This window comes from Staphylococcus caeli (assembly GCF_051413795.1).
GTDB classification, from domain to species: domain Bacteria; phylum Bacillota; class Bacilli; order Staphylococcales; family Staphylococcaceae; genus Staphylococcus; species Staphylococcus caeli_A.
The window spans coordinates 12,209-36,439 of record NZ_JBOIRQ010000021.1; the positions used below are offsets into that span (position 1 = coordinate 12,209).

Sequence of the window (24,231 nt, forward strand, 5' to 3'; positions counted from 1 at the left end):
TTGGTATCGATGATTATTGTTCGGCATAAATATGTTCCGCATTGTCATAGCTTAATACGATAACTTGGTCTGCTTTCTTTACAATAATAACTTTATTAGTGTCGTCTCTATTAATTATTTCGATTTTCTCATCAATTAAAATATCTTTACTTGATAAATAAATCAATAAATCAGTTTTATCTCGAACACGTTTAATTGTGACCGTATCACCAGTATTATATGCTAATAAACTTGTCGTATATAATTCTTTATATTGTTCATTTCTTGGTATAACTCCGCCATGTGGACAAGTCACAGGATAATCTAATAATTTATCTAACCGTTCTACAAACAGATGAGATACTCTATGCTCCAATACTTCCGCTTCTTGATGCACTTCTTCCCAGTTATATTGCAATATTTTTATTAAAAACAGCTCTAATAAACGGTGACGCTTAATAATATCTAATGTATATGTTAATCCTGTTGCTGATAACTTAACACCCTTATAAGGCTTTGTTTCAACATATCCCGATTTTTCTAAACGACTGACCATTTCACTGACAGATGGTGGCTTAATGTTTAAATATTGGGATAGTGTTTTGTTTGAAACGAAAGAATGATCGCCATCATGCGTCAAAATTGCTTTTAAATAATCTTCTTTTTCTTCAGTTAGCATTATCTCACCTCTCAACTCATTCACTTTATTGTATCACGAATCAACTTGACACGCTAAAAGTTCATGGTATATTATAAATTAAATTAGGTTAACCTAAAAATATTATTAAGGAGGATGAAGATGTTAGAAATTAAAGATTTAAATCTTACATTGGGTAATAAACATGTACTACAAAATATTAATTTATCCATTCCAGTTCATGGGGAAATCATTGGAATTATGGGACCCAACGGTGCAGGAAAATCATCTTTAATAAAATCCCTAATAGGTGAATTTAAATCTACAGGGTCTGCTCAGTTAAATGGTGATTCCATACAAAGTTCGTTGAAATCCGTAACCTATATTCCACAAAAAGCACATATTGACTTAGATTTTCCAATTGATGTAGAACATGTTGTAATTTCAGGCGCTTATAAAGACATTGGTTGGTTTAAATGGGTTACTCCTAAAACAAAATCACGTCTAAACCAACTCATGCATACTTTAGAGTTAGAAGATTTACGTCATCGCCAAATATCTGAACTGAGTGGTGGCCAATTACAACGTGTACTAGTAGCACGTGCTTTAATGACTGAAAGTACCATTTATCTATTAGATGAGCCTTTTGTGGGTATCGATTTTCACAGTGAGCAAATCATTATGACGCAATTACGCCGTTTAAAAGCCTCTGGAAAATTACTCCTCATTGTTCATCATGATTTATCAAAAACAGAAACTTATTTTGATCGTGTACTTTTATTAAACAAATCTATTCGCTACTTCGGGGACAGTGTAACAGCGATGCAGCCAGAGCACTTAAACAAGACATTTTTAGGTGCGGCTATTTCAGACGAAACAGCTTAACATCTTAGAAAGGACTTAACTTATTATGGAATTTTTACAACATTTACTGGATTATAAATTTTTAAGTAACGCATTGATCATTTCTATTGTTGTAGGGATTGTCTGTGGAACTGTAGGGTGTCTGATTGTACTCAGAGGACTATCTCTAATGGGTGATGCTATGAGCCATGCAGTGTTACCAGGGGTTGCATTATCATTTTTATTTGGTATTCCAATGTTCATCGGAGCATTAGTTACAGGTATGATTGCCAGTATTTTTATTGGTTTTATCACTAAAAATAGTAAAACCAAACCAGATGCTGCAATCGGTATTAGTTTCACGGCCTTTTTAGCAATCGGTGTGATTCTTATTAGTTTAATCAATAGTACAACCGATCTCTATCACATACTTTTTGGTAATTTACTCGCCGTTACGCAATCTACTTTCTGGTCAACCGTCATTGTTGGAATAATTGTTATGATTTTAATTATTGTCTTTTATAGACCACTAATGATATCAACATTTGACCCTGTATTTAGTAGAATGAGCGGTTTAAATACAACATTTATTCATTATTTTGTCATGTTGTTATTATCCCTCGTAACTGTCGCAAGTATTCAAACAGTAGGTATTATTTTGGTAGTCGCACTACTCATCACACCTGCTTCAGCAGCATTCTTAATTGCTAAAAAACTCCATACAATGATGATAATCTCAAGTTTAATTAGTACAATCAGCGCAATTGTAGGATTATACATAAGTTATATTTATAACATTCCAAGTGGTGCAACCATTGTATTCTGCGCATTTATGATTTACATCGTTATTTTTATTTTAAGCAAATTACAATTTTTCAATAGGAAAGGACAACAAACATGAAAAAAATAATATCTATCGCATTAGTACTACTGTTGTTTTTAGCAGCTTGTGGTAATGGAAAAAATGAATCAAACTCTAATGAAAAACTAAAAGTCGTAACAACAAACTCAATTTTATACGATATGGTTAAAAACGCTGGCGGCGATAATGTTGAAGTACATAGTATCGTTCCAATTGGCCAAGACCCGCATGAATATGAAGTAAAGCCTAAAGATATCAAAGCATTAACTGATGCAGACATTGTATTTTATAACGGTTTGAACCTAGAAACAGGTAATGGTTGGTTTGACAAAGCATTGTCACAAGCAAATAAATCAACAAAAGATGATAGCGTAGTCAAAGTTTCTGATAAAGTAAAACCGCTTTACTTAAATGGTGCTGAAGGCGATACATCTAAACAAGATCCACATGCTTGGTTAAGTTTAGAAAATGGTATCAAATATGTTGAAACAATACGTGATACATTGTTAAAACATGATAAAAACCACAAAGATGATATTGAATCACACAGTAAAGATTACATTGCAAAATTAGAAAAACTTAATAAAGATAGTCATGAAAAATTCAATGACATTCCAAAAGATCGCAGAGCAATGATTACAAGTGAAGGTGCTTTTAAATACTTCTCTAAACAATATGACATTAAACCAGGTTATATTTGGGAAATTAATACTGAAAAGCAAGGCACACCAGAACAAATGAAACAAGCGATTGAATTCGTAAAAGATAATAAACTGAAGCATCTACTTGTTGAAACAAGTGTTGATAAGAAGAGTATGCAAAGTTTAAGTGAAGAAACAAATAAAGACATCTATGGTGAAGTGTTTACTGATTCAATTGGCCAAAAAGGTTCAAAAGGTGACTCATATTACAATATGATGAAATCTAATATTGAAACGGTACACGGTAGCATGGAATAAAGCATAAATGATGCGGGCTATTTTACCTATTTATAGGTGAATAGTCCCATGCCGTACGACTTCCCTCCTAATGATACGTACGGCATGGTGGTATTCAAGCCTTAAATCATCTCCCTTACTCCATCAATGGCGGCTCCTCCCCCCATTGATGGAGATTTTTTTTTAGCGAAACTTTTTTGAAAAAATTAGTTTCGCTTATGGGAGTGGGACAGAAACTTACTTTTCTAAAAAAGTTTCGTTGTCCCACCCCGGCAAGGATGACTAGAATTGAAAAAAGCTTGATATAAGCGCATTTTCAATTCAGTCAGCTACTGCCCAATTGGAAAATAACCTGAGACATCTATTTATGTCCCTGGATCCTTCCTTCTCATTTGATGACTTAGTGGCATTTTAAAGTGTGACTTGCTTCATGTATGGAGCTTAGTCGCACTTATGCATTCGCAATAGCGAATGTATTCCTTCCATGTAGCACTACTTACTAGAATTAGCAGAATAAATCTAATTCACTTAATCAATTGAAAACACAAAAAAGCAGATTCTGAGTTATTGGAATCTGCTTTTCTTAAAATATTCATTAATCTGTTAAACTATCAACAATAATCATTTCATCATAATTGATTGACTCACGAATTTTTAATGCTGTAACTTCGCTGACTTCTTCATCTTCAACGAGCTGATTAAGAATACGTCGTTGTTCTTTTAGTGCATTTAATTTAATTTTCGTAATAGAATTTTCATTTTTAGGATTGAAGAAATTTGAAGGTGTTAAATTATCGATACGAATGAGGTAACTATCGCAAATCATTCCGACTTCTAACTTGTTATCTTCCGTTGTCTCTTTACCTAAACGACTGACTACACGGTAATGCACCGTACGCATAACATTTGAAATTTCACGTAAGTTATCAACAACGGATAAAGGTGAGGCAGCATTGGTTTTTACTTTTGATCTAATTCTTCTTTTCAATATAAATGCTCTTACTTCTACCTTAATACGTTGAAATAACGATGCTTGTTTGTATACCTGCGTCCGTTCAGTATAACGCATATAGTTATCCAAGACGTTTGTTGTGATATCTCCATTCTCCACTAAATTATTGAGCGTTTCATTTTCAACATCAAATGCTAACTTTTGCAATCTTTCAAGTTCTTTTGTATTTTCATCCTCATTCTCCACACTTCTTAAAAATGCTAACTTATCGTGATAATCTTTAATGACATTTCCATATTGGAAACTTGAGGCTACCGAAGACTGTTGATTTAGTGAATCGATCACTTTTTCTAAAATATATACTCTTGCTTGTTTAAAATTCATACCTAACACTTTAGGTTTTTTCGCATTCGGTGTAACTAATGGCAAGATAAATTGCGCCACAATTAAACTGATAATGACCATTCCTGAAGCAATAAATAATAAATCATCTCGAAAACTAAATGCATGATGATTGGCTAACATATAAGGTAAGGTCAGAGCAATCGCTAATGAAATCGTTCCATGCACACCACATAGAGTCATTATAAACGCATACATGCCACGTTTAGGCGGCGTTTCTGTGACTTTCTGTGCATCCTCATTATACGAAATCATTTTCTGGAATGGGCTGACAGGCAAATAGAAGTACGGGTATAAAACAAATACCCATAAAAATCTAAATAAATAAATGGCTAAAGCAATAAGACACGTCACGATAATTAAGAACATTAAGTTATGTGGTTCATTTTCAATAATACGCCCAACAACTTCTGGTATTAAAAATCCTAAAATAGAAAATACAAAGCCATTTAATGCATATCCTAAAATATTCCACGTATGGTTATAACTCATTTGTAATCTTGTACGTGCTTGCGCAATTCTATCACGCTCGAAACCATGCACTAAACCTGCTACAACTGCTGCAATAATACCCGATGCATGAAACATCTCCGCTACAAGATATGTGATAAACGGTGTTACTAATTGTAAAAAAGTAAACATATTAATATTTTCAATGCCACGTCTAGATAATGTAACTCTGAATCTGACTAATGCTACTCCGATTAGTAAACCTACTATAAAGCCACCTATTGATGAAATTAAAAATTGTTCAACGGCATTAACCATTGAAAATCCACCTGTAATAAGTGCTGCTACAGCAATTTTAAAAGATATGATACCAGCAGCATCATTTAATAGAGATTCACCTTCTAAAATTGTCATAGAACCTTTGGGTAATACTTTTCCATTAGTAATCGCTTGTACTGCAACGGCGTCAGTCGGACAAAGAATAGCCGCAAGCGCAAATGCAGCTGCTAATGGTAAATCTGGCCAAATCCAATGCACAAATAAGCCAACAACAATTACTGTTGTTACAACTAAACCAAGCGCCATCATAAGGACAGGCTTAATGTATCTTCTTAAATGAACGCGCGAAACTTTAACGCCTTCAACAAAAAGTAAGGGTGCAATTAATGCCACCATAAATAACTCAGAATCAAAATGGAATTCTACTGGTATAGGTGTTACATAAAGCAACATACCTAATATAATTTGGATGAATGCTAAAGGCATTTTAGGAAGGAAGGTGTGTACAAACGAACTTACTATGACAAGCGCTAAAAATATAAGTATCGTTTCAAATATTTGCAAGGTTTCACCTCTTTTCAACGTCATTATTCTTTCATAATTGTTGAGGTTGAAACATAAAAATTATTACGTTCTCGTATGAAGTTTTAAGTCTCAAACACTTAATTATATTTTACCAAAATCTTTTCAAGGATAAATTTGATAACCTCTTGAAAATTTATAACAATTACAAATATATATTATTTTATCATTTTATCGCCTATTGCTTAAATGTATTGCACTTGCAAAGGAGTTTCTGTTTGAAAATGCACAAGAACTTAACTATTTATACCTATAAACATTTACTACATAAAAAAAGCAAGATAAAAATCCATTACTAAATGCATTTCTATCTTGCTTTTATATAATTTCTGATGACACATTAGTCACTTATAAATCAATAGTTACTAGTCTATGAAGCACAGACACATCTTCAAATTCACCATTAATAATCGTTCTCTTTTTCATATACTTCTCTTCTACGCGATTCTCTCTCTTGAGCACGTTTCTTCAGTTGTTCAAAGGTATTATTTTCAGTGGAGCTCAATAATATACTCGACTGCCTTGGTGCATCACTTTTCCGATACATATATGCACCTGTACGATAGGCTGCTCGAGAAATCAAGTGTCCGCCCACCGGTGACGTCAAATTAATGAACACAAGTGCTAAAATAAGCCTAACACTTAAATAACCTTGCTCCGATATAAAGAAGATGATTACGCCGACCAATGTTAATAAGACGGATAAGGTCGAACTCTTCGTTGCCGCATGACTTCGTAAAAAGACATCTTGGAATTTAATTAAACCAATTGCACTGATTAATGCAATGATACTACCCAAGAAAATCATAAATGCCGCTAACAAATTAACGATTTCGCTTGTTGTTTGCATTAAAGACGTGCCCCCCTTCTATAAATCTAGAAATAGAGACCGTACTTACGAACGAAATAATAGCTATAAGTAAGATAGAATCTAGGAATGAGAATGTTCCAAACACAATACTGAGTAAACCAACCATAGACATCAATATGGCACTGGCAGCATCGAAGGTAACGACTCTATCTGCTGTAGTTGGTCCTTTAATTAATCTAAACAAAGTCAGTAATAGCGCAATTCCAAATAATATGAGTGCACTTGTTATGAAAAAATCAGTCATCGCACTTATCATTCTGCCACCTCCAATATGAGTCCTTCATATTGTCTAATACTTTTCAACAATTTTTGTTTCTCTTTGTCCGAAACATCAATGGCATGTATAAAGAACTTTTTCTTTTCTTTCGAAATTCTTATGACTGTAGATCCTGGTGTAATAATAATTAAAATAGTTAAAAACGTCACTTCCCAGTCGCTATCTAAAGACGTTTCATAAGTAACGAGTCCAGGGTTCAAATTTTTCGTTTTAAACAAAATATAATTAATCGTCGTAATACTAGACGTACTTAGCTGATACAGATAGACAGCTAAAAATTTAATACCGACCCAGACTTTTTTTAAATAGAATTGCTGACCAAAGAAACGATGTAAAATATAAATAACTAATAAACCAATAAGGTAACCCGCAAAAAAGGTAGATAATTTAAATGAGTCTTCATCTTGAAATAATACCCATAAAAAGGCAATAACAATATTTAATAAGACTTGTTGCATTATTTATCCCCCTTTATCAAATGCGGATTCACCATTTTTTCATACATACCATCATCCATATTTAAATGTGTCGCATGTTCTGTAACTTTAAATATCACTGGTGCAGCTAGACCCATTGCGAGAATGACTGCAACTAACGTTCCTATTAACCCTTTACGGTAGGTAGGAATCTTTTTAAAGTCGATTACTTCACCTTTTTGCTCATCGCCAAGATACATGACAAAGAATATTCTAAACAAACTAAACATAGCAATTAAACTTGTAATAATCATTAGTGCCAAACCAATATAATTTCCATTTTCAATCGCGCCTTTAAATATAAAGACTTTCCCTGGGAAACCACTAAATGGTGGCACACCACCGATAGCTAGAATCATCACAACAAATGCGACACCGAAGAATGGTTCTTGTTTCGCTAAGCCATATAAATGTTTATATTGTCTAACACCTGTGATATAAACTAAGCTACCTATGATAAAGAATAATAATGTCTTCACCACAATATCATTTGCTAAATAAAAGATTGCTCCATTTATACCAGAAAATGTATTTGTTCCTAGGCCTAAAATGATAAATCCTATAGATAAAATTACCTGATATGCCGCAATTTTTTTAATGTCTTTATACGCTATTACACCGAAAGCACCAATGAGCATTGTAATACATGCTAAAAATACAAGTAATGGATGTGTTATGCCATTATGCTCATCAAATATCAATGTAAAGAAGCGAATCAGTGCATAGGCACCGACTTTTGTCATTAATGCTGCAAATAAAGCTGCCAATTCTGTATTCAATACAGCATAAGCTTTAGGTAACCACATAAACAGAACTAATGCTGCTTTAGCACTAAATGCAACTAAGAATACCATGGAGACAATGACAATCGAACTTTTATCGTCCATTTCATTTAATCGTTGGGCTACAAGCGAAAAATTCAACGTACCCGTTAATTTGTAGAGCAAACCAATACCAAGTAAGAGTAACCATGAACCTAAAATATTTAATACTACGTAAATAATAGCTGCACGTAATTGTTCAACAGATTGTCCAAGTGTAATCAACACGAATGATGCCAATAACATAACTTCAAACATCACATATAAATTAAATAAGTCTGCCGTAAGAAACGAACCAATTACACCTACTGTTAAAAATAGTATAAAGCTTGGTAAATAATAACGAATCGCTCGTTTTTCTGTTCTACCAAACCCATAAGCCATAATTAATGTTACAACGAAACATGAAGTTGTAACCATGAGTAAGCTCAATGAATCGCCTACAAATTGAATACCGAATGGCGCCTGCCATCCTCCAAAATCCAAAGTAATCGGCTTGTGATTCATCACGTAGACAAGCAAAAGTAAGGATATAACTGTCGTAATACCCATCGTACCGATTGAGAATACACGTGATAAACGACTATGCGTACGTATGAACACGAGCCCTAGCGCACATACGGCTGGTAATAATAATGGTAAAATCAATAAATTACTCATGATCATCGTCGTCATCACCTCTCAATACATCGATTTCGTCTTCTTTCGTCACACGATAGGTTCTATAAACTAGTACGAGTAGAAATGCTGTCATCGCGAAACCGATGACAATCGCTGTTAAAACGATCGCTTGCAGCAATGGGTCGACATAGTTCTGACTAACTTCACCTATCAACGGTTCAACTTTATTCTTACTATATTTATCCATACTCATAATAATTAAATTACCTGCATGTGTATATATTGAAATACCAATAACAATGCGAATTAAATTGACTGATAATATCATATACGTTCCGATAAATATTAAGAAGCCAATAACTAATAATAAGATTAAATTCATGAGCGACCACCACTGATAGATAACATAACAGTGACAACGACGCCGACTACTGCCAATACAATCCCCGCTTCAAATACGGTTACCGTTGTTAAATGTACTTCACCTAATAATGGTAACTGTACATATGCATCTGTTTGGTAAAGGAACGGTTTACCAAAGAACATCGGTATCACAGCAGTTATAAATGAAAGTAAGGATCCACAAATCATTAATATTCTAAAATCAAGTGGCAATGCTACCAACACTTGTTTCACGTCAAAGGCCAAGAACATTAATAGGAACGCTGAACTAAATACGAGACCGCCAATAAATCCGCCACCTGGATTACTATGTCCAGCTAAAAATAAATAAAATCCGAAAGTTAACAAGATAAATACGACAATCTTAGTGACCGTTTTTAATACAACATCATTCTCTTTCATCTTGACCCCTCCGTTCTTTAAAGTTAAGTAGCGTGTAAATACCGAGTCCGGCGATGATAAGTACCATACCTTCAAATAGTGTATCTAGTGCACGGAAATCACCTAGAATGGCATTGACGATATTTTTACCACCTGTTAATTCATACGCATCATGATAAAACGTTGAAATTGTAGGCATTGCATCACTTTGTTGTGCAATAAACACGAGTGTTACGACGATGACAGCCATCAGTAATGACACGATAATTTTAACGGCTTCACGTTTTTTATGTACTTTCGCACGTGGTACGTTTGGTAGACGTGAGAAACTAACAATAAATAGAATTGTCGTAATCGTTTCTACTACGAGCTGCGTTAATGCCAAATCAGGTGCTTTCATTAAAATGAATAATATCGTTACACAATATCCGATAATACCATTTAAAATTACCATTGTTAGTCGTTGACGTATAAATGTTAAAGCGATTCCCAATACGAATACTACAATTAATGTTATGACTTCAATTGGCCCAAAATCACTAACATGGATTTGGTGTACTTCTGGAAAACCAGCTTGAATGATGCCGTATATCACTACCATACTGAAAATAAGCAGTGTAATAGTAATGTAGTGATTTAAACGGTTATTCATCAATGTACGAATGCTGTAACCTGAATAATGTTCAAACTGTTTGTATGAACCTAAATACAAATCTGTAATAGATTTCACTTTAATGTGATTCGCATAGTCTTTCCAGTTAATCTTCATAGCCATGATGAACCCAACAACCATCACTATAATACTCAATATAAGCGGCAAGTTAATGCCATGCCACTGTGATATATGTGGCGCAATACTGTCAACTTTTTCACCAATTGTAATGCTGCGCAATGCAGGTAAGATTATATTACTGCCAAATAAATTTGGAATGAAAAAGATGACTGGTAGTAAAATCATCATGATTGCAGAAGGTAAAGTAAATAAGAATGGTTCATGGGGCTCAGCTTTCGGCAAATAAGCTTGACTTGAGTCTCCCCAGAACACTTCTTTAATCATGTACACACCATAAACCAATGTAAATATACTTGCGATGACACCAATTGCAGTAATAATAATCGTCAATGTCAAGCCGAACTGTGGCAATTCAATTGCACTAACCAAACCATCAAAGAACATCTCTTTACTTAAAAATCCATTTAGGAATGGTATGCCTGCCATTGATAAAGCTGAAATTAACATTACTAAGTGTGTAATTGGAAAAGCTTTCCTTAATCCTGATAAGCGGCGAATATCTCTTGTTCCCGTTTCATGATCAATAATACCGACACCCATAAATAATGCACCTTTATATAATGCATGGTTCATTAAATGAAATAAGGCAGCAAATAAAATCATGCCGTAAACTTTCGATAATTCACCAGTTGGATGTTGTGCAAAGCCACCACCTATACCAACCATAGAAACAATCATCCCTAATTGACTGATAGTTGAATAAGCTAAAATTGCTTTCATATCAAATTGTCTAACCGCATTAACTGCACCGAATATCATTGTTATTAACCCTACAAATGTCACACTATAGATATAAAAATCACTTAAACCTAATACTGGTGTAAATCTGAATAGTAGGAATATCCCTGCTTTTACCATAGTGGCTGAATGTAAGTAAGCACTAACGGGTGTAGGTGCAGCCATCGCTTTTGGCAGCCAAATATGGAATGGAAATTGCGCAGATTTAGTAAATGCGCCTAAGAGTAACAAGATAATAATCGGTATAAATAAATCACTTTGCGCAATTTTATCGCTTTGTTCGATAATGGATGAAATCGTATTTGTACCAGTAATATTATAAATCATGATGAACCCAACTAATAAAGCGAGTCCACCAAACACAGTAATCATAAATGATTGTATGGCACCGAATTGACTCTCACCTTTACTGTACCAATACACGATTAATAAAAATGATGAAATACTTGTTAATTCCCAAAATACATATAATAGGATTGTATTGTTAGCTGTTACTACACCTAACATACTGAACATGAATAATAATAAATAAATATAAAAACGAGGTAAATTATCGCGTTCTTTGGATAAATATTGAGTTGCATAATAAACAACGGCTAAGCCAATTAATGAAATTAATAAACTGAAAATTAAACTTAAACCATCTAATTTAAAATCAATATTTATATCTAATGTAGTTAACCATGGAATTTTAACTGACACAAACTGTCCTTGAAGGACTTGTGGTATTTGCCATAAAAAGTAAATTGAAGCTATAAGTGGTGCTAAAAGCGCTATATATCCAGCAAATTTCTGAAAACTTTGCTTAGTTAATGTTCCTAACAAGATAATCATTATGAACATTAATGCACCTAGTAGGTAAACAATACTCATGTTATCCCCCCTTTAATTAAGATTTATAAATTTAACGCAATCGTTGTCTTGCACTTCTTAGTAGAAATACCGATAAATTTCATCGTTTCATACGTCGTTTGATGTCCTAAATATTTTTGTATTATAGAAATCGATATCCCTGATTGGTACGCGTGATACGCAAATGTCTTTCTTAAAGTTGTTAAACCAATATGTAACATACCGATATCCTCCGCAGCAGCATGTATAATACGGTACGCTTGTTGTCTAGATAATCCTTTTAACGTTCTATTTGATTGAAATAGTAATTGGTCCATTGCTAATTGTTCGATTTTAATATATTGCGCTAATTCATTTCTCAAATTATCTGGCAATCTAATGTGAATGTTCGGCGAATGATCTTCAAGCCAAAAATGTTTGATGCATTGATCTTTATCTTGAACATCGCTCACACAAAGATTTAATAACTCTGAAAGTTTCACACCAGTATGAATTGCAAATTTAAATAATAAGTAATCTCGTTCTGACTTACCTCGCAATACTTTATACATTGCTTGTATCTCATGTATATCCCTAATTGGATCTACCTGGTTCATATATTCACCTCTCATCGCTCAAATGTTTCTTATTTAATGATATATGATATTTATGTCACATGGAAGAGGTTAACTCAAATTTTTCAAATTATTTTTGACCAATTTACATCTCACTTTCGATATATATAGTGAAAGGAGGTGGCAAACATGAATACAATTAGTCAACTTGCAGTTACATTGTCGCGCACTTTGTTCGATAAAGATGGAAAAGCAACACAATTCAAACGTCATTTTACAAACTTAAACACCGATGCAACACCTGAACAACTTAAAAGTTTTAAATCTATCATCGAGCAAATCACAGGAGAACACTTTGATAAATTAGAAGTTATCAAAACAGAAACAATTAATTAAGGAGGATTTCAATTATGAGCCAAACATTAGAACTTATTTTCAATGACGCCGTAAACAAAGCAATCAAGATACAAATACCCAAAATCGAGCACTTTCTAAACGAATCAGCAGTTAAAGAAGGTATGTCTAAATTGATTGAACTAGACATTTTAAGACCCAAAGCTCGTATACCAACAACTGCACATGCAGCTCAAATCATCGATAAAACAACAAAAATGATTTTTGAAAAATAATCGTTTCTAGTTGGAAGCAAAATTTAATCTTAGTGACAATGTGTTCCAAAGAAAAGGCATGAAACCTTAGCGTTTCATGCCTTTTTTGTGCATTATAGTATATACTATAGAAATCAAATACACCTTGTATGTGATTTCTTAATCTATGCTTTTTTAGTTTACGTATTACCCTAATCTCTATATGGTCTTAATCTAACCGTATCTCCAAAAAATATTTTCTTTTTACCTAGCTTCTTACACATTGCATATTGGTCATACACTTCTACAATTTGCGCTAGATTTTTATATGAGCGTCTTGAATTCAACACTTCTAAAAATTGATTTTTTTTAATATTGTCATTACTACCAGCACCCAAGAAAAAAGTTTCCTCATCTAAAAGTCGAATTATGGAAAGTTGTTTCAATATTTATAGTCACTCACTTCTATTATTACTTTTATTATTTAAAAATTTCATTAATTTAATTACTTTTAAATTTCAAAATTCATCAACATAGATATTTTATTATAATTCCTGTATTGTGTACATTATTTTCTATCAATTACATTCATTTTTACAACAAATTTAAAATTATGATTATTTTTATCTTTCATATATAATGTAGCTATATATAAAGAAAGCGTGATTTAATGATTCTTTTATACATACTAGGCATTATTGCGGGCATGGTTGTTCCATTTCAAACTTCTATCAATTCAAGACTCAGTCTTTATACGAAGTCATCGTTCTATGCCTCAACGATATCCTTTGCAACCGGGACAATATTTTTAATACTTATTAACTTCATTTTTAACCCTCATATCTTTAGTGCACAATACATAAGCGATCAATCATTGAGCTATCTTTGGTTTGTCGGAGGGATGTTAGGTGTTATATTCCTTACAGGTAATTTATTACTATTACCACGTTTAGGCGCATCATTAACTGTCGTCATGACGGTAGCCGGCCAGATTATTATGGGCGTTACCATTGATACTTTTGGTTGGTTTGGGGCAGATCGAGAACCATTTACTATTTTCAAAGTATTAGGCATTCTATTTTTAATTTTTGGTATTTTACTGATGAATTATGTGCGTCGCAATCCAATGGCGAATCAGCGTGGTGTTTCAACGATTTATATATGGTTATTTATTGGTTTTATATTTGGCTTTTGTCCACCTATTCAAACTGCAATTAACAGTGCTTTAGGGCAATCTCTTCAATCACCTATCGCTGCATCATTAGTATCATTCTTTGTTGGGACAGTGGTTCTTTTCATATTGACACTTGTCTTTAATAGAACGCTCAAACTTACAACTACTCATGCACAACAAGGTAAACTCAAGCCTATTTATTTTATCGGAGGTATACTCGGCGTTATATTCGTCACAACAAATATTATTCTAATGCCCCACTTAGGCGCTGCATTAACTACAATTATCGTCATGCTCGGCCAAATGCTCATGGGTAGTATCATTGACCACTTCGGTCTCCTAGGAACGCATGTCAATAAGATTACACCACGAAAAATTGCAGGTATCGTTGCTATGATGATTGGTATTATATTGTTGAGATTATTTTAAAAATGAACTACTGAGTCAATTACTTTTAACATATGGTAATTGACTCAATTTTTTTATAGAAAGTCCTTAAACAGTACTTGTATAATAAAGACATCAAACAACATGAGGTGACTTTATTGCGAAAATCTATTTTAATATTTATGCTTATTGGCATCATAAGTAGTATGTTCTGGTTCGGTTGGCCCTATATAACTACCCTTAAAACACAGCTTAATGACACTCCCATAGAAACCATGAAGGTGAAGTATAGCCCTCCTACAGTAATCACTGGAATCCAAACACCTACTCAAACGGCTCCTATATACTATTTAACTTCTAAAGGTTATATTAATCATTGGTTCGTTAAAAATAACGCCACAGTCAAAAAACAAACCCCTCTATTTGAATATTACAATTCCGATATTGAACATCAAATTACTGCAAAACAGAAATATCTTGCTCACTTAAATCAAATATCTCCAAATAAAAACATCTCGCTCAATTTAGAAATTCAACGTATACAATATGAAATCGAAACACTACAATCTCAATTAAGGTCAACAATTTATGCGCCTATAGATGGTATTGTTGCCATAAATCAACGCTCTCCATCGAAAAATAATGAACTTATTCTGCAAATTTATCAACCTAATGCTATAATCAAAACTGCGGTTCCAGAAACAATAGTAAACTCATTGGAATTAAAAGATAAATTAAGCGTTAAAGCTGATTCAGTTCGTACTTTTACTGGTGAAGTTATTTCCATTGATCGCTTACCTATCCATACAAATCGTTCAAGTCAGAAATCCAGTTATGCTGTGACAATTACAAGTATGCCTGAATTCCGTTTTGGAAAACATTTTCAAATTGATATTCCCAGTCACACAATTGAAATTCCAAATACTGCTATTTATGATAATCAATTTGTTTTTTTAAAAAGAAATAAAAAATTTATAAAACGGGTTATTAAAGTACAAAAAATGGGTAATAACAAACATGTGTTAATTCTCGAAGGATTGAGACAAGGCGATATTATTGCCAAAGATGCAAATGCCGTACTTTTAAAACAATAAATGCAAACATTATAAATGGCGGGCAGTTTTAAATCGATTTAGCTTAGTTAGAAATTTTATCAAATTATGGAAAATTGAAATCGAGAAATATTAATTTTAAATCGACCATTGGTATTTAAAGAATTGAATTAATATCTTAAATCATTCATGCAACGCTTAAACAGATTTTTGTTTACTTTCTATTTTTATTTAGTTATAATAAACTAAATAATAGCAGTTTTAATATATTTTACCCAAATATAATGATACTGCAAATTATGATGAATTCTTTGTATTTAACTTTGAATTAAGACAAATATTTATACAACAACATTTTTAATATGTATACTTGATTGGGCATTACACTAGGGAGGAATAAGGATGGCTATCACCAAAATCAATGATTGTTTTGAATTATTAGCAATGGTTACTTATGCTGATAAATTAAAAGGAATCATCAAAAAAGAATTTTCAGTAAGTTTTGAGGAATTCGCTGTATTAACGTATATTAGCGAACATGAAAGTGAAGAATACTATTTAAAAGATATTATTAATCATTTAAACTACAAACAACCACAAGTTGTTAAAGCAGTTAAAAACTTATCACAAGAAGATTATTTTGATAAGAAACGTAACGAACATGACGAAAGAACTGTATTAATCTTAGTCAATTCAAAACAACGTAAAAAAATCAACGAGTTGCTTTCACGTGTGAACAACCGTATTAAAGAAGCGAACGACGAAAAAGAAGTCTAAGCCAATTATAATAAAAAGGATCTTTCCAACTTGGAAAGATCCTTTTTATGTATCTGTAACCAGAAATCGGTAGATACAGTATAACGATTATTAATATTCTGTTGTTTTCATACTTTGTTTGCTTGTTATAGACTTTATAAATGCAATCAATAATTCTAAAAAACGTTGTGGTTCTTCGATATGCGGTGCATGACCCGATTGACTAAACGTTTGCATGTGTATAGATGTAAATGCTGTACGATATTTTTCAACAGTATCTTGTGTAACTAAAGGATCATGTTCCCCATTAATAATTAAAGTAGGAATATCCGTTTGTTTAATCTCTACATCTTTTTCAAATACTGGAAAACCCATTAATGCACGTGCTGCAACTGCACTATCTTCTGCAGATTGTCTGCTATATATGAATTGATGTTGAAGCCATTTTTTCGCATTTTCTGAATCTTTATACATGTATGGCATTAGTAAAATTAGTGCCTCGTGTTTATCAAATCCTTCAATCTCATCTTGATGTTCTACCATCAATCTATTCAAACCATGGACACTTTCTACTAAATCACAGGCAATAAGTGTGAGTGATAAGACCATTGATTCATATTCATCTGAAAAGCGTTTTGCTATAATACCTCCCATGTCATGGCCAATGACATGCGCTGCTGGAATATTTAATTTGGACATCAATATCTTTAAATCTTCTACATGATCGTCTAATTGGAATGCATTTGTTTTCGTTGATTTGCCATGGCCTCTCACATCATAAATAAGAACATCAAACGTTTGCTTTAATGTGTTTTTCAAACTAACCATGGATGCCATATTACTATCTAGACCATGGATTAGAATTACAGGATAACCTTGACCCTCTCGGATGTATGTAATCTCGGTGTTAGCGTTTGTTGCAATTTTTTCCATTATGGGTCACCTCCCTTACAGAAGTTATATACCCTAATATTTAGATACTCACGCCAACTTTTCTATTTAAGTTATTAATTTACGAGATAAGCTTACCTAGTCTACTAAAAAACACGTTTCTATATATGTCGTGCAACAGTTCAGCACTTCATATTGAAACGTGTTTCATATTATTATATTAAATCTTTCACCATGGAAAGTTATTAATTCCTAGATGAAATTCGAATTGTATAGTAAATAATCACAATTAATAAAAGTATCCAAATAACAATTGATCCTATTTGAGCGATATTTGGATTACTAATCATAGCATCTATCGTTTTCTGACAGAACAATAAGCCAATACCCGTAAACTCTAATCTTCCAAAATAAAGCCCGGAGACACTAAATAGTACACCTACAAAAAATACGACTTGGTGGGCATAAATTGTAACCGCAACAATACCAATATTCATGTTTAATCCATGAGAAATAATAAGTATAAATGAGGCCACAGCCACAATTAGACCAATAATCATTTCAAATTTATTGCTATATAAATAATTCTTCCAGTCTATCCTTAAGTAAATAAATATAGAAATTGGTAATATCACTAAGCAATAAAAAATAGATGTTCCTGTAGCTGCTTGGAATGATACATACTGTTTATCGTATAAATAAGAAATCAAGATAAAATTAATAATAAAAAATATAATCGGATTCAATTGTAATGTGAATAAATTACGCTGAATCGTTAAAATAATCTCAGCAGGTGATTTTCGTCTATATTCAATATAATCTTCATCTTTGGCTTCTGATTTTTGAAAATCTTTTTTTAGTTTTCCCTTTATATCTTCTATCAAGTTTGGAGAAAGGCCTTTATGAGTGAAATAATCATTGATATTTTCCACTAATACTTTATCGTTAACTCTCATATTGATCTCCTTTGTACATTTTTAAAAACCATTTTCTTATAGATGAGATACATTATCTTATCTACAAAGGTGTTGGCTAATCATAGTTCTTATTTATCAACCCTTGCCATTATGGTAAATGCAGTGCTAGTATGATGAAATAATTTCAAAACTATTAAATTGCCAGTTCATTTATCATTCTATTATAACAATAACACGATAGCGATACAGAAATTTCACTTTTCTAAAAAATTGATTCATTAATTCATATATTTGTAGAAATTCTGCATAATCATTAAGAAAACATAACGGTTTAACCACTAATAATAAAATTTACTCGCATTAATAAGTACTATAGATATGTTAAACAACTAAATAAGACCAGGACACTCATTCATGTCCCAGCCTCAAAAAATTGATTTTTATTTTAGATTGGCGATTACTCAGTCAAATCTATACGATATAATTTAATATTTTTATCACTTGGTGATGGTGAACTAAATTGATAAGATAAACCTTTGTCCTGAACAAAACCAAAGTTACCAGTTACTTTATTATAATGCTCACGTGCTACTGCATTTTTACTCACTTGATGTTTAACTGCTTTATAAGTTGGACCATCTGGCTTATTATAGCTCATTGATACATTTGTAATTTTACCTTTATCTTTTTTACCATCCGCTGTCACAACAAGTACGCCATTATTTTTCTTAAATTCGTAATAATGTTCTTTGCCATCAGGGCGATGTGAATAAACAGGTTTTTGATTATTTTTTAAAACACTTTGAATTGACGCCCCTAACTTGGCACCTTCCAATGTAGTATCTCCATGTTGTAAAGCTTTAACGTTTTGGATTGAGTTACCCGAAGCTGCATCTACACTGCCTGTACTAGCAACCGTAAGTGCTAGTCCTGAAACGAGTACCGCTGTAATTAACTTTTTCATAAGCACTCTCTCCTTATTTATATGTCTTTTTGTGCTTACGCATAGTATACTACAAACATTACTAAAATAACAGTAATGTTACAAAAAGATTACAACAACCTTCATTTATCTTAACTTGTAACCTTAAATTACAACTTTTTTACCTAATACGTTGCCTCAACTTCATTTTCTTTTATAAAATCTAATACTAATTCTACAAATTTATCTTTCTCTTCCACAAAAGGATACAAACCAGATGAGGTAAATACTTCAAATTTAACCTCTCCAATGTAGTCTCCAACTTCCTTGGCCTCTACAATCGTTGTTCGTTCACCGTGTTGACCAGCAATAATTAATGTAGGCAGTTGAATATCACTTAAATAATGCATAATATTATTGTCTATAAAAGAGTCTTTCACAGCTTGTAATTCTGCTTTTGTTGCAATGCTATTCGTATCTTCGACTTGTTTTAAAAATTTCTTCGCTTTACGCTTGGAATAGTATAATTGCTCATCCAAGAATTTTTGTTGCGCATCTTTATCCCAATTTCTAATTTGAGGTGCGTATCTACGGTATAAGCGCTCTTCAGGTGTCATATCATTCAATAAAGTCGGATTAATTAATGTTATTGAATCTGTCATATCAGGATACAATGAGGCGAAGGCTGCAGCAACTGAACTTCCTAATTCATGTCCAATAAACGATGCCCTGGTAATGTATAGATGATCCAATAATGCCTTGATATCTGCAGCATATGTCTTAAAGTCTATTTCATGTGGCTTATCCGAATAACCATGTCCTCTTAAATCTACAAGCACCACTTGATTATTTCCGTTAAATTGATTTTCAATCGTATCAAATACTGTCATATTGTCAAAAGCCGTGTGCAACATAACAATCGCATTGCCTTCGCCACTTGTTCTATAATTTAATGCAATGTCATCTTTTGTTGTAAATAAATTCATTTACTATCTCCCTTTCTCTGCAATTCCTAGTATTGTTAGCAATTCCTCGGTTGTTGTAATTGTAAAGTCTACCTCTTCTGGCAAAGGTTCAATGTCTACCTCTTCGTTTTCTTTAAACCACACACTAATCATACCCATCGCCCTAGCTGGTGCAACATCATTAAGTGGGTCGTCACCTACATACATCGTTTCTTCCGGTTTCGTGCCTAATTGATTCAACATATCTTCAAATATCTTTGGATGTGGCTTTCGATAACCTACTGTTTCTGAAGTAGTAAGATAATTAATTGCGTCTTCCACACCTAGCGAATGTAGACGATACTGTTTGATTTTAGAACGACCATTCGCTATAACACCTGTTAAATAACCTTCCTTTGTTAATTTTTCTAACGTATACAGGGTGTCATAATATGGAAACACATAGCGATAGAAATGCATTTCAAAATCATTAAACAAATCTTTCCAAGTCAGACGGTCAATGTGAAAGTCTTTAATGATTGCTTTATAAAGTTCTGGTTTATCATGATCTTCATCATCATCTAATTCTATAAATTTTCTTTTAAAATCTGCAAGTTGAATGCGTACTAAATAGTCATGAAACCTTTCATATTGCTCTTCAATAAACTTTTCTCTTGATTTTTTTCTATCTAAAAGTGTTCCTTCTAAGTCAAAGACGACCGCTTTTACTTGTGATACATCCATCATCATTACCTCTTTAATTATCATATTTCTAGTTACTCTACACATACATGGTAAAGTAACTATTATTTTAGAATGTTTAAACAATTCATTCGTACTTATGCAAGGCAATCATTCTTACAAGCGTTGTTGTGTCGCCATTAAATAGAATAATACCGGAATGCCTAATAAAGCGAGAATGATACTTGCTGGAATTTGGAATGGGTCTAGTACAATGCTTCCTAGCCAATCTGATAATACCATTATTGTACCACCAATTATGATATTCAGTACCATCTGTTGTCCAAGGCGATACCTCATCCTACTTCTACGAATTAATTGCGGAATTACCATACCAATAAATCCAATCACACCTACATATGCAACAATGACTGCTGTCAAAATAGATGCAATCAATAGTACACTATATGTCACTGTACGCACATTCAAGCCCAAAGATAGTGCACGTAAATCGCCTAATTGTAAGAGTTTAATTTTAGATATCATACCGAATAATATTAATATACAAAGCAATAGTACAATACCCATATAAATCACTTCATTGTATTCCGCAGTTGAAAAACCACCAAACATATAATTAACAATGTTATTCATTTTATGTTGATTAAATATTATTAAAACATATAAAAACGCATTGAATAATGCACCAATCATAATTCCTGCTAAGATCAATGTTTTAACTGGATACCCCTTCGACATCACAGCCGTTAACGATATTACAATTATTAATGTTGTAATACTAAATACCATTGAAAAGACAGGCAACCAAATGAACGACACACCTATGACGACTGCTAATCCTGAACCAAATGTTGCACCACTCGCGAGACCAAGTGTGAAACTGTCTGCCAATGGATTGTTTAGCAGTGTTTGAAACATATGACCAGCTATCGTTAAACCTATACCTGCAAGCAATGCTTGTAACATACGAGGCATTCTCACTTGGAATAATATAGTTTGGGATAATGCATCATTCATAGCGCCTATGCCCCATAATAAACTCAACAATACACTGACGATAAGTAATAGCATCCAAAGGATAATTGCTCTAGAATACCTCATGTCTTTGCCACACTTTCACTGAAATCTTTCACTTCTTACAATACCATTTGCACGTGTTTTACACTATACCCTTTTACATAAATCAATGTTCTCTTTAGCCAATAAAAGAACCCTCAAGTGCATTTACATCACTCAAGGGTTCGACTCGCGAAAAACATTCCTATATACGTTGCATTTTTTATATTCCTTATACATGGACATGTAACAGTACATTAGGCCTATTGTCATGCACAGTAAATAACATTTACGTATTTGTTAGCGTTAGTGTATAGTACACTCGCTACTAAAGACGCTTATTTGCTATTATAAATTGCATCACGTAATGCTTTTAGACCATCATCAATGCGTGGACCAGGTCGTGAAATTTGATCACCATTAACCGCTTCAATTCGATTATTCTTCACAGCATTAATATCTCCGAATCCGCCACGTTTATCAATAACGGATTGATATTCTTTTTGAGAAGTTCCCATTGTCGAAATCATAATATCGGGATTCTTCTTAATAATTGCTTCCTTACTTACCTTTTTCCATCCCTCTAAATTAGAAAAGCTATTTTTAGCCTTCAGTTGTGTTAACATATCGTCAAAGAATGTACCTTTACCTGCTGTATATATTTCTGGTTCTGATGACACTTCCATAAATACTTTTTGTGATTTTGCATCTTTTGGCACGGAATCTTTTACTTTTTCAATATTAGATTTTGTTTCTTTTATTAGCGTCTTAGCTTCTTTTTCTTTACCTGTGACTTTCCCAATCTGTTCAAATGTACCGTACATATCATTTATAGATTGTGCATCCTTAACATAAACGACTTTCACGCCACTTTCTTTCAAGCCATTTAATAATTTTCCATTTGTAGCTTTTTGAGATTCATGTGCAAGTATCAAATCTGGCTTCGCTTTCAGTAAATCTTCTTTGTTTAATTTCATCGCATCGAACTGCTTTTTATCTTTCACTTCTTTAGGATAATCATCCACTGTAGATACACCTACAACTTTATCTCCTAATCCTAATTCATACAATATTTCAGTATTACTAGGTATCAATGAAACAATTCTGTCATATGATTGGTCTGATTCCTTTTTTTTGCTAGATTGATCAGAATTTGTACCACATGCGGCTAACAAGACAGCCAAAATAATGAAAAGATAAACAACTTTAAAATGTTTCTTCATGATTTAATCTCCTATTGAGTAATTTACTTTTATCATATCAAATTCAACCATCTTTTTGGACATTGATTATAAATCTATTGCTAAAAATTAATACTTACTAAATTTTGAACAATATTTTTTAAATTGCGCCCTTTAATCTACTTTATTTTAATCTTTTTTGAAGTATTCATCTAAAAATGTATATCGATCTGACGCTTTACCATTAAAGTAATTCTTACCAAAATTATCAAGAAGTGCATGCAGTTCATTCGCATCTTGATTTGTAAAATGATCAGGTAAAGTAATATGTCGTTTGAGTTTGTCATATTGCTGTGTATGTTCGTATCCTAATAAGCGATAAATTCGGCGTGTATAACTATCTGGTATAAACTCGACGCCATCAAATATATAAACAATCAGAACATCTGCTGTTTCACTACCAATGCCTTTGATACTTAGCAACTCTTTTCTTAGATTCGATCCATATGTTGCTGCTATTTCCTCATAATTGAAATCGTATTGTGACAACCAAGTCAATAATGCTAATATTGTTTGAGATTTACTTTTATAGAATCCGCTCGATTTAATAAGCAATTGCAAATCTTCCAATTTCAAATTCAGAATGTGGTGTGGTTCTAATTGCGTTTCTCGTTTTAACGTTTCTATTGCATAGGCAGCATTACGCCAATTTGTATTTTGAACTAATATGGCTCCTAAAATAATTTCAATTTTCGATTCTGCTGGCCACCACTTTTGATGTCCCATATGACGCTGTAATATTTGATATAACGTTTCTGTATCTAACTTCATTATAGCCCCCACTGTTACATGTTTTTGCTAATGACGGATTGTAATATTAAGTGCAACACTCTTAAAATTTCATAAAAAAAATGCCCATAAACGGCACTCTATTGTAAGATGTTAATAACCA

General features: G+C 32.9%; 27 protein-coding genes. 8 read left to right on the plus strand and 19 right to left on the minus strand.

Annotation, left to right across the window (positions count from 1 at the left end; genetic code table 11):
- Nucleotides 1-13 precede the first annotated feature (13 nt).
- The gene (locus tag ACSULM_RS10330; protein WP_436862566.1) at nt 14-658 is read right to left on the minus strand and encodes a metal-dependent transcriptional regulator; all 645 of its coding nucleotides are present in this window, start codon (nt 656-658) and stop codon (nt 14-16) included.
- A 120-nt stretch (nt 659-778) separates the two neighbouring features.
- On the opposite strand from ACSULM_RS10330, the gene ACSULM_RS10335 reads away from it, so the two are divergent.
- Genes ACSULM_RS10335 through mntC form a run of 3 tightly spaced genes read left to right on the plus strand, consistent with a single transcriptional unit; the run spans nt 779 to nt 3,280 of the window.
- The gene (locus ACSULM_RS10335; RefSeq protein ID WP_436854978.1) at nt 779-1,501 is read left to right on the plus strand and encodes a metal ABC transporter ATP-binding protein; all 723 of its coding nucleotides are present in this window, start codon (nt 779-781) and stop codon (nt 1,499-1,501) included.
- Between the two features lie 22 nt (nt 1,502-1,523).
- Nucleotides 1,524-2,360, plus strand: coding sequence for a metal ABC transporter permease (locus ACSULM_RS10340; protein WP_436855355.1), 837 nt, complete (start codon nt 1,524-1,526; stop codon nt 2,358-2,360).
- Complete coding sequence (gene mntC / locus ACSULM_RS10345; RefSeq protein ID WP_436862568.1) at nt 2,357-3,280, plus strand: manganese ABC transporter substrate-binding lipoprotein MntC; 924 nt, start codon at nt 2,357-2,359, stop codon at nt 3,278-3,280. Before ACSULM_RS10340 ends, mntC begins: the two co-directional genes overlap by 4 nt.
- Nucleotides 3,281-3,854: 574 nt before the next feature.
- Here mntC and ACSULM_RS10350 read toward each other — a convergent pair.
- The 9 genes from ACSULM_RS10350 to ACSULM_RS10390 all read right to left on the minus strand — a co-directional run bounded on the left by ACSULM_RS10350 (nt 3,855) and on the right by ACSULM_RS10390 (nt 12,752).
- Nucleotides 3,855-5,906 (minus strand): cation:proton antiporter, encoded by a 2,052-nt coding sequence (locus ACSULM_RS10350; protein WP_436862570.1) that lies wholly within the window; start codon nt 5,904-5,906, stop codon nt 3,855-3,857.
- 421 nt (nt 5,907-6,327) lie between these two features.
- Complete coding sequence (locus tag ACSULM_RS10355) at nt 6,328-6,774, minus strand: Na+/H+ antiporter subunit G (protein ID WP_436862572.1); 447 nt, start codon at nt 6,772-6,774, stop codon at nt 6,328-6,330.
- Complete coding sequence (gene mnhF2, locus ACSULM_RS10360; RefSeq protein ID WP_436862574.1) at nt 6,749-7,051, minus strand: Na+/H+ antiporter Mnh2 subunit F; 303 nt, start codon at nt 7,049-7,051, stop codon at nt 6,749-6,751. Before mnhF2 ends, ACSULM_RS10355 begins: the two co-directional genes overlap by 26 nt.
- Nucleotides 7,048-7,530, minus strand: a complete 483-nt coding sequence (gene mnhE2 / locus ACSULM_RS10365) for a Na+/H+ antiporter Mnh2 subunit E (RefSeq protein WP_436862576.1) — start codon at nt 7,528-7,530, stop codon at nt 7,048-7,050. Before mnhE2 ends, mnhF2 begins: the two co-directional genes overlap by 4 nt.
- The gene (gene mnhD2 / locus ACSULM_RS10370) at nt 7,530-9,032 is read right to left on the minus strand and encodes a Na+/H+ antiporter Mnh2 subunit D (protein ID WP_436862598.1); all 1,503 of its coding nucleotides are present in this window, start codon (nt 9,030-9,032) and stop codon (nt 7,530-7,532) included. The genes mnhE2 and mnhD2 overlap by 1 nt, the downstream gene beginning before the upstream one ends.
- Nucleotides 9,022-9,372, minus strand: coding sequence for a Na+/H+ antiporter Mnh2 subunit C (gene mnhC2 / locus ACSULM_RS10375; RefSeq protein WP_436862578.1), 351 nt, complete (start codon nt 9,370-9,372; stop codon nt 9,022-9,024). The genes mnhD2 and mnhC2 overlap by 11 nt, the downstream gene beginning before the upstream one ends.
- Nucleotides 9,369-9,794, minus strand: a complete 426-nt coding sequence (gene mnhB2 / locus ACSULM_RS10380; RefSeq protein ID WP_436862580.1) for a Na+/H+ antiporter Mnh2 subunit B — start codon at nt 9,792-9,794, stop codon at nt 9,369-9,371. The genes mnhC2 and mnhB2 overlap by 4 nt, the downstream gene beginning before the upstream one ends.
- Nucleotides 9,781-12,177, minus strand: coding sequence for a DUF4040 family protein (locus ACSULM_RS10385; RefSeq protein WP_436862582.1), 2,397 nt, complete (start codon nt 12,175-12,177; stop codon nt 9,781-9,783). Before ACSULM_RS10385 ends, mnhB2 begins: the two co-directional genes overlap by 14 nt.
- A 23-nt stretch (nt 12,178-12,200) precedes the next feature.
- Complete coding sequence (locus tag ACSULM_RS10390) at nt 12,201-12,752, minus strand: tyrosine-type recombinase/integrase (protein WP_436862584.1); 552 nt, start codon at nt 12,750-12,752, stop codon at nt 12,201-12,203.
- 147 nt (nt 12,753-12,899) lie between these two features.
- On the opposite strand from ACSULM_RS10390, the gene sroA reads away from it, so the two are divergent.
- Entirely contained in the window at nt 12,900-13,106 is a 207-nt protein-coding gene (gene sroA / locus ACSULM_RS10395) for a sigS mRNA-stabilizing protein SroA (RefSeq protein WP_436862586.1), read from the plus strand.
- A 14-nt stretch (nt 13,107-13,120) separates the two neighbouring features.
- Complete coding sequence (locus tag ACSULM_RS10400) at nt 13,121-13,339, plus strand: DUF2922 family protein (protein WP_436862588.1); 219 nt, start codon at nt 13,121-13,123, stop codon at nt 13,337-13,339.
- 170 nt (nt 13,340-13,509) lie between these two features.
- On the opposite strand, the gene ACSULM_RS10405 is transcribed toward ACSULM_RS10400, so the two are convergent.
- Nucleotides 13,510-13,743: a hypothetical protein gene (locus ACSULM_RS10405; RefSeq protein ID WP_436862589.1), complete on the minus strand. Its 234-nt coding sequence runs from the start codon at nt 13,741-13,743 to the stop codon at nt 13,510-13,512.
- A 224-nt stretch (nt 13,744-13,967) separates the two neighbouring features.
- On the opposite strand from ACSULM_RS10405, the gene ACSULM_RS10410 reads away from it, so the two are divergent.
- The 3 genes from ACSULM_RS10410 to sarA all read left to right on the plus strand — a co-directional run bounded on the left by ACSULM_RS10410 (nt 13,968) and on the right by sarA (nt 16,687).
- Nucleotides 13,968-14,900, plus strand: coding sequence for a DMT family transporter (locus ACSULM_RS10410; RefSeq protein WP_436862590.1), 933 nt, complete (start codon nt 13,968-13,970; stop codon nt 14,898-14,900).
- A 233-nt stretch (nt 14,901-15,133) separates the two neighbouring features.
- Nucleotides 15,134-15,952 carry an efflux RND transporter periplasmic adaptor subunit gene (locus ACSULM_RS10415; protein WP_436862599.1) on the plus strand — a complete coding sequence of 273 codons (819 nt, stop codon included), beginning with the start codon at nt 15,134-15,136 and terminating at the stop codon, nt 15,950-15,952.
- A gap of 360 nt (nt 15,953-16,312) precedes the next feature.
- Nucleotides 16,313-16,687: a global transcriptional regulator SarA gene (gene sarA / locus ACSULM_RS10420; protein ID WP_069994278.1), complete on the plus strand. Its 375-nt coding sequence runs from the start codon at nt 16,313-16,315 to the stop codon at nt 16,685-16,687.
- A gap of 90 nt (nt 16,688-16,777) precedes the next feature.
- Here the strand turns inward: sarA and ACSULM_RS10425 are convergent, their stop codons facing one another.
- From ACSULM_RS10425 to ACSULM_RS10460, 8 genes are all read right to left on the minus strand, one after another.
- Nucleotides 16,778-17,599 carry an alpha/beta fold hydrolase gene (locus ACSULM_RS10425; protein WP_436862591.1) on the minus strand — a complete coding sequence of 274 codons (822 nt, stop codon included), beginning with the start codon at nt 17,597-17,599 and terminating at the stop codon, nt 16,778-16,780.
- Between the two features lie 203 nt (nt 17,600-17,802).
- A complete protein-coding gene (locus ACSULM_RS10430) occupies nt 17,803-18,513 on the minus strand; it encodes a hypothetical protein (RefSeq protein ID WP_436854963.1) in 711 nt (236 codons plus the stop codon).
- A gap of 418 nt (nt 18,514-18,931) precedes the next feature.
- Nucleotides 18,932-19,438: an SA0570 family protein gene (locus tag ACSULM_RS10435; RefSeq protein ID WP_436862592.1), complete on the minus strand. Its 507-nt coding sequence runs from the start codon at nt 19,436-19,438 to the stop codon at nt 18,932-18,934.
- 143 nt (nt 19,439-19,581) lie between these two features.
- Nucleotides 19,582-20,382: an alpha/beta fold hydrolase gene (locus tag ACSULM_RS10440; RefSeq protein ID WP_436862593.1), complete on the minus strand. Its 801-nt coding sequence runs from the start codon at nt 20,380-20,382 to the stop codon at nt 19,582-19,584.
- A 3-nt stretch (nt 20,383-20,385) separates the two neighbouring features.
- A complete protein-coding gene (locus ACSULM_RS10445) occupies nt 20,386-21,084 on the minus strand; it encodes an HAD family hydrolase (protein WP_436862594.1) in 699 nt (232 codons plus the stop codon).
- A 114-nt stretch (nt 21,085-21,198) separates the two neighbouring features.
- Complete coding sequence (locus ACSULM_RS10450) at nt 21,199-22,143, minus strand: FecCD family ABC transporter permease (protein ID WP_436862595.1); 945 nt, start codon at nt 22,141-22,143, stop codon at nt 21,199-21,201.
- Nucleotides 22,144-22,436: 293 nt separating this feature from the next.
- Nucleotides 22,437-23,321, minus strand: coding sequence for an ABC transporter substrate-binding protein (locus ACSULM_RS10455; RefSeq protein ID WP_436862596.1), 885 nt, complete (start codon nt 23,319-23,321; stop codon nt 22,437-22,439).
- A gap of 147 nt (nt 23,322-23,468) precedes the next feature.
- Nucleotides 23,469-24,110 carry an endonuclease III domain-containing protein gene (locus ACSULM_RS10460; RefSeq protein WP_436862597.1) on the minus strand — a complete coding sequence of 214 codons (642 nt, stop codon included), beginning with the start codon at nt 24,108-24,110 and terminating at the stop codon, nt 23,469-23,471.
- Nucleotides 24,111-24,231 lie beyond the last annotated feature (121 nt).

Bases quoted from the DNA above. Each gene is read 5' to 3' on its own strand.
- ACSULM_RS10445 (WP_436862594.1), bottom strand. From the start codon at position 21,084: ATGGATGTATCACAAGTAAAAGCGGTCGTCTTTGACTTAGAAGGAACA.
- mnhF2 (WP_436862574.1), bottom strand. From the start codon at position 7,051: ATGATAAGTGCGATGACTGATTTTTTCATAACAAGTGCACTCATATTA.
- mntC (WP_436862568.1), top strand. From the start codon at position 2,357: ATGAAAAAAATAATATCTATCGCATTAGTACTACTGTTGTTTTTAGCA.
- sroA (WP_436862586.1), top strand. From the start codon at position 12,900: ATGAATACAATTAGTCAACTTGCAGTTACATTGTCGCGCACTTTGTTC.
- sarA (WP_069994278.1), top strand. From the start codon at position 16,313: ATGGCTATCACCAAAATCAATGATTGTTTTGAATTATTAGCAATGGTT.
- ACSULM_RS10415 (WP_436862599.1), top strand. From the start codon at position 15,134: ATGAAGGTGAAGTATAGCCCTCCTACAGTAATCACTGGAATCCAAACA.
- ACSULM_RS10390 (WP_436862584.1), bottom strand. From the start codon at position 12,752: ATGAACCAGGTAGATCCAATTAGGGATATACATGAGATACAAGCAATG.
- ACSULM_RS10355 (WP_436862572.1), bottom strand. From the start codon at position 6,774: ATGCAAACAACAAGCGAAATCGTTAATTTGTTAGCGGCATTTATGATT.
- ACSULM_RS10435 (WP_436862592.1), bottom strand. From the start codon at position 19,438: ATGAAAAAGTTAATTACAGCGGTACTCGTTTCAGGACTAGCACTTACG.
- ACSULM_RS10460 (WP_436862597.1), bottom strand. From the start codon at position 24,110: ATGAAGTTAGATACAGAAACGTTATATCAAATATTACAGCGTCATATG.
- ACSULM_RS10440 (WP_436862593.1), bottom strand. From the start codon at position 20,382: ATGAATTTATTTACAACAAAAGATGACATTGCATTAAATTATAGAACA.
- ACSULM_RS10425 (WP_436862591.1), bottom strand. From the start codon at position 17,599: ATGGAAAAAATTGCAACAAACGCTAACACCGAGATTACATACATCCGA.
- ACSULM_RS10410 (WP_436862590.1), top strand. From the start codon at position 13,968: ATGATTCTTTTATACATACTAGGCATTATTGCGGGCATGGTTGTTCCA.
- ACSULM_RS10455 (WP_436862596.1), bottom strand. From the start codon at position 23,321: ATGAAGAAACATTTTAAAGTTGTTTATCTTTTCATTATTTTGGCTGTC.
- ACSULM_RS10400 (WP_436862588.1), top strand. From the start codon at position 13,121: ATGAGCCAAACATTAGAACTTATTTTCAATGACGCCGTAAACAAAGCA.
- ACSULM_RS10330 (WP_436862566.1), bottom strand. From the start codon at position 658: ATGCTAACTGAAGAAAAAGAAGATTATTTAAAAGCAATTTTGACGCAT.
- mnhC2 (WP_436862578.1), bottom strand. From the start codon at position 9,372: ATGAATTTAATCTTATTATTAGTTATTGGCTTCTTAATATTTATCGGA.
- ACSULM_RS10430 (WP_436854963.1), bottom strand. From the start codon at position 18,513: ATGAGAGTTAACGATAAAGTATTAGTGGAAAATATCAATGATTATTTC.
- ACSULM_RS10450 (WP_436862595.1), bottom strand. From the start codon at position 22,143: ATGAGGTATTCTAGAGCAATTATCCTTTGGATGCTATTACTTATCGTC.
- ACSULM_RS10335 (WP_436854978.1), top strand. From the start codon at position 779: ATGTTAGAAATTAAAGATTTAAATCTTACATTGGGTAATAAACATGTA.
- mnhE2 (WP_436862576.1), bottom strand. From the start codon at position 7,530: ATGCAACAAGTCTTATTAAATATTGTTATTGCCTTTTTATGGGTATTA.
- mnhB2 (WP_436862580.1), bottom strand. From the start codon at position 9,794: ATGAAAGAGAATGATGTTGTATTAAAAACGGTCACTAAGATTGTCGTA.
- ACSULM_RS10385 (WP_436862582.1), bottom strand. From the start codon at position 12,177: ATGAGTATTGTTTACCTACTAGGTGCATTAATGTTCATAATGATTATC.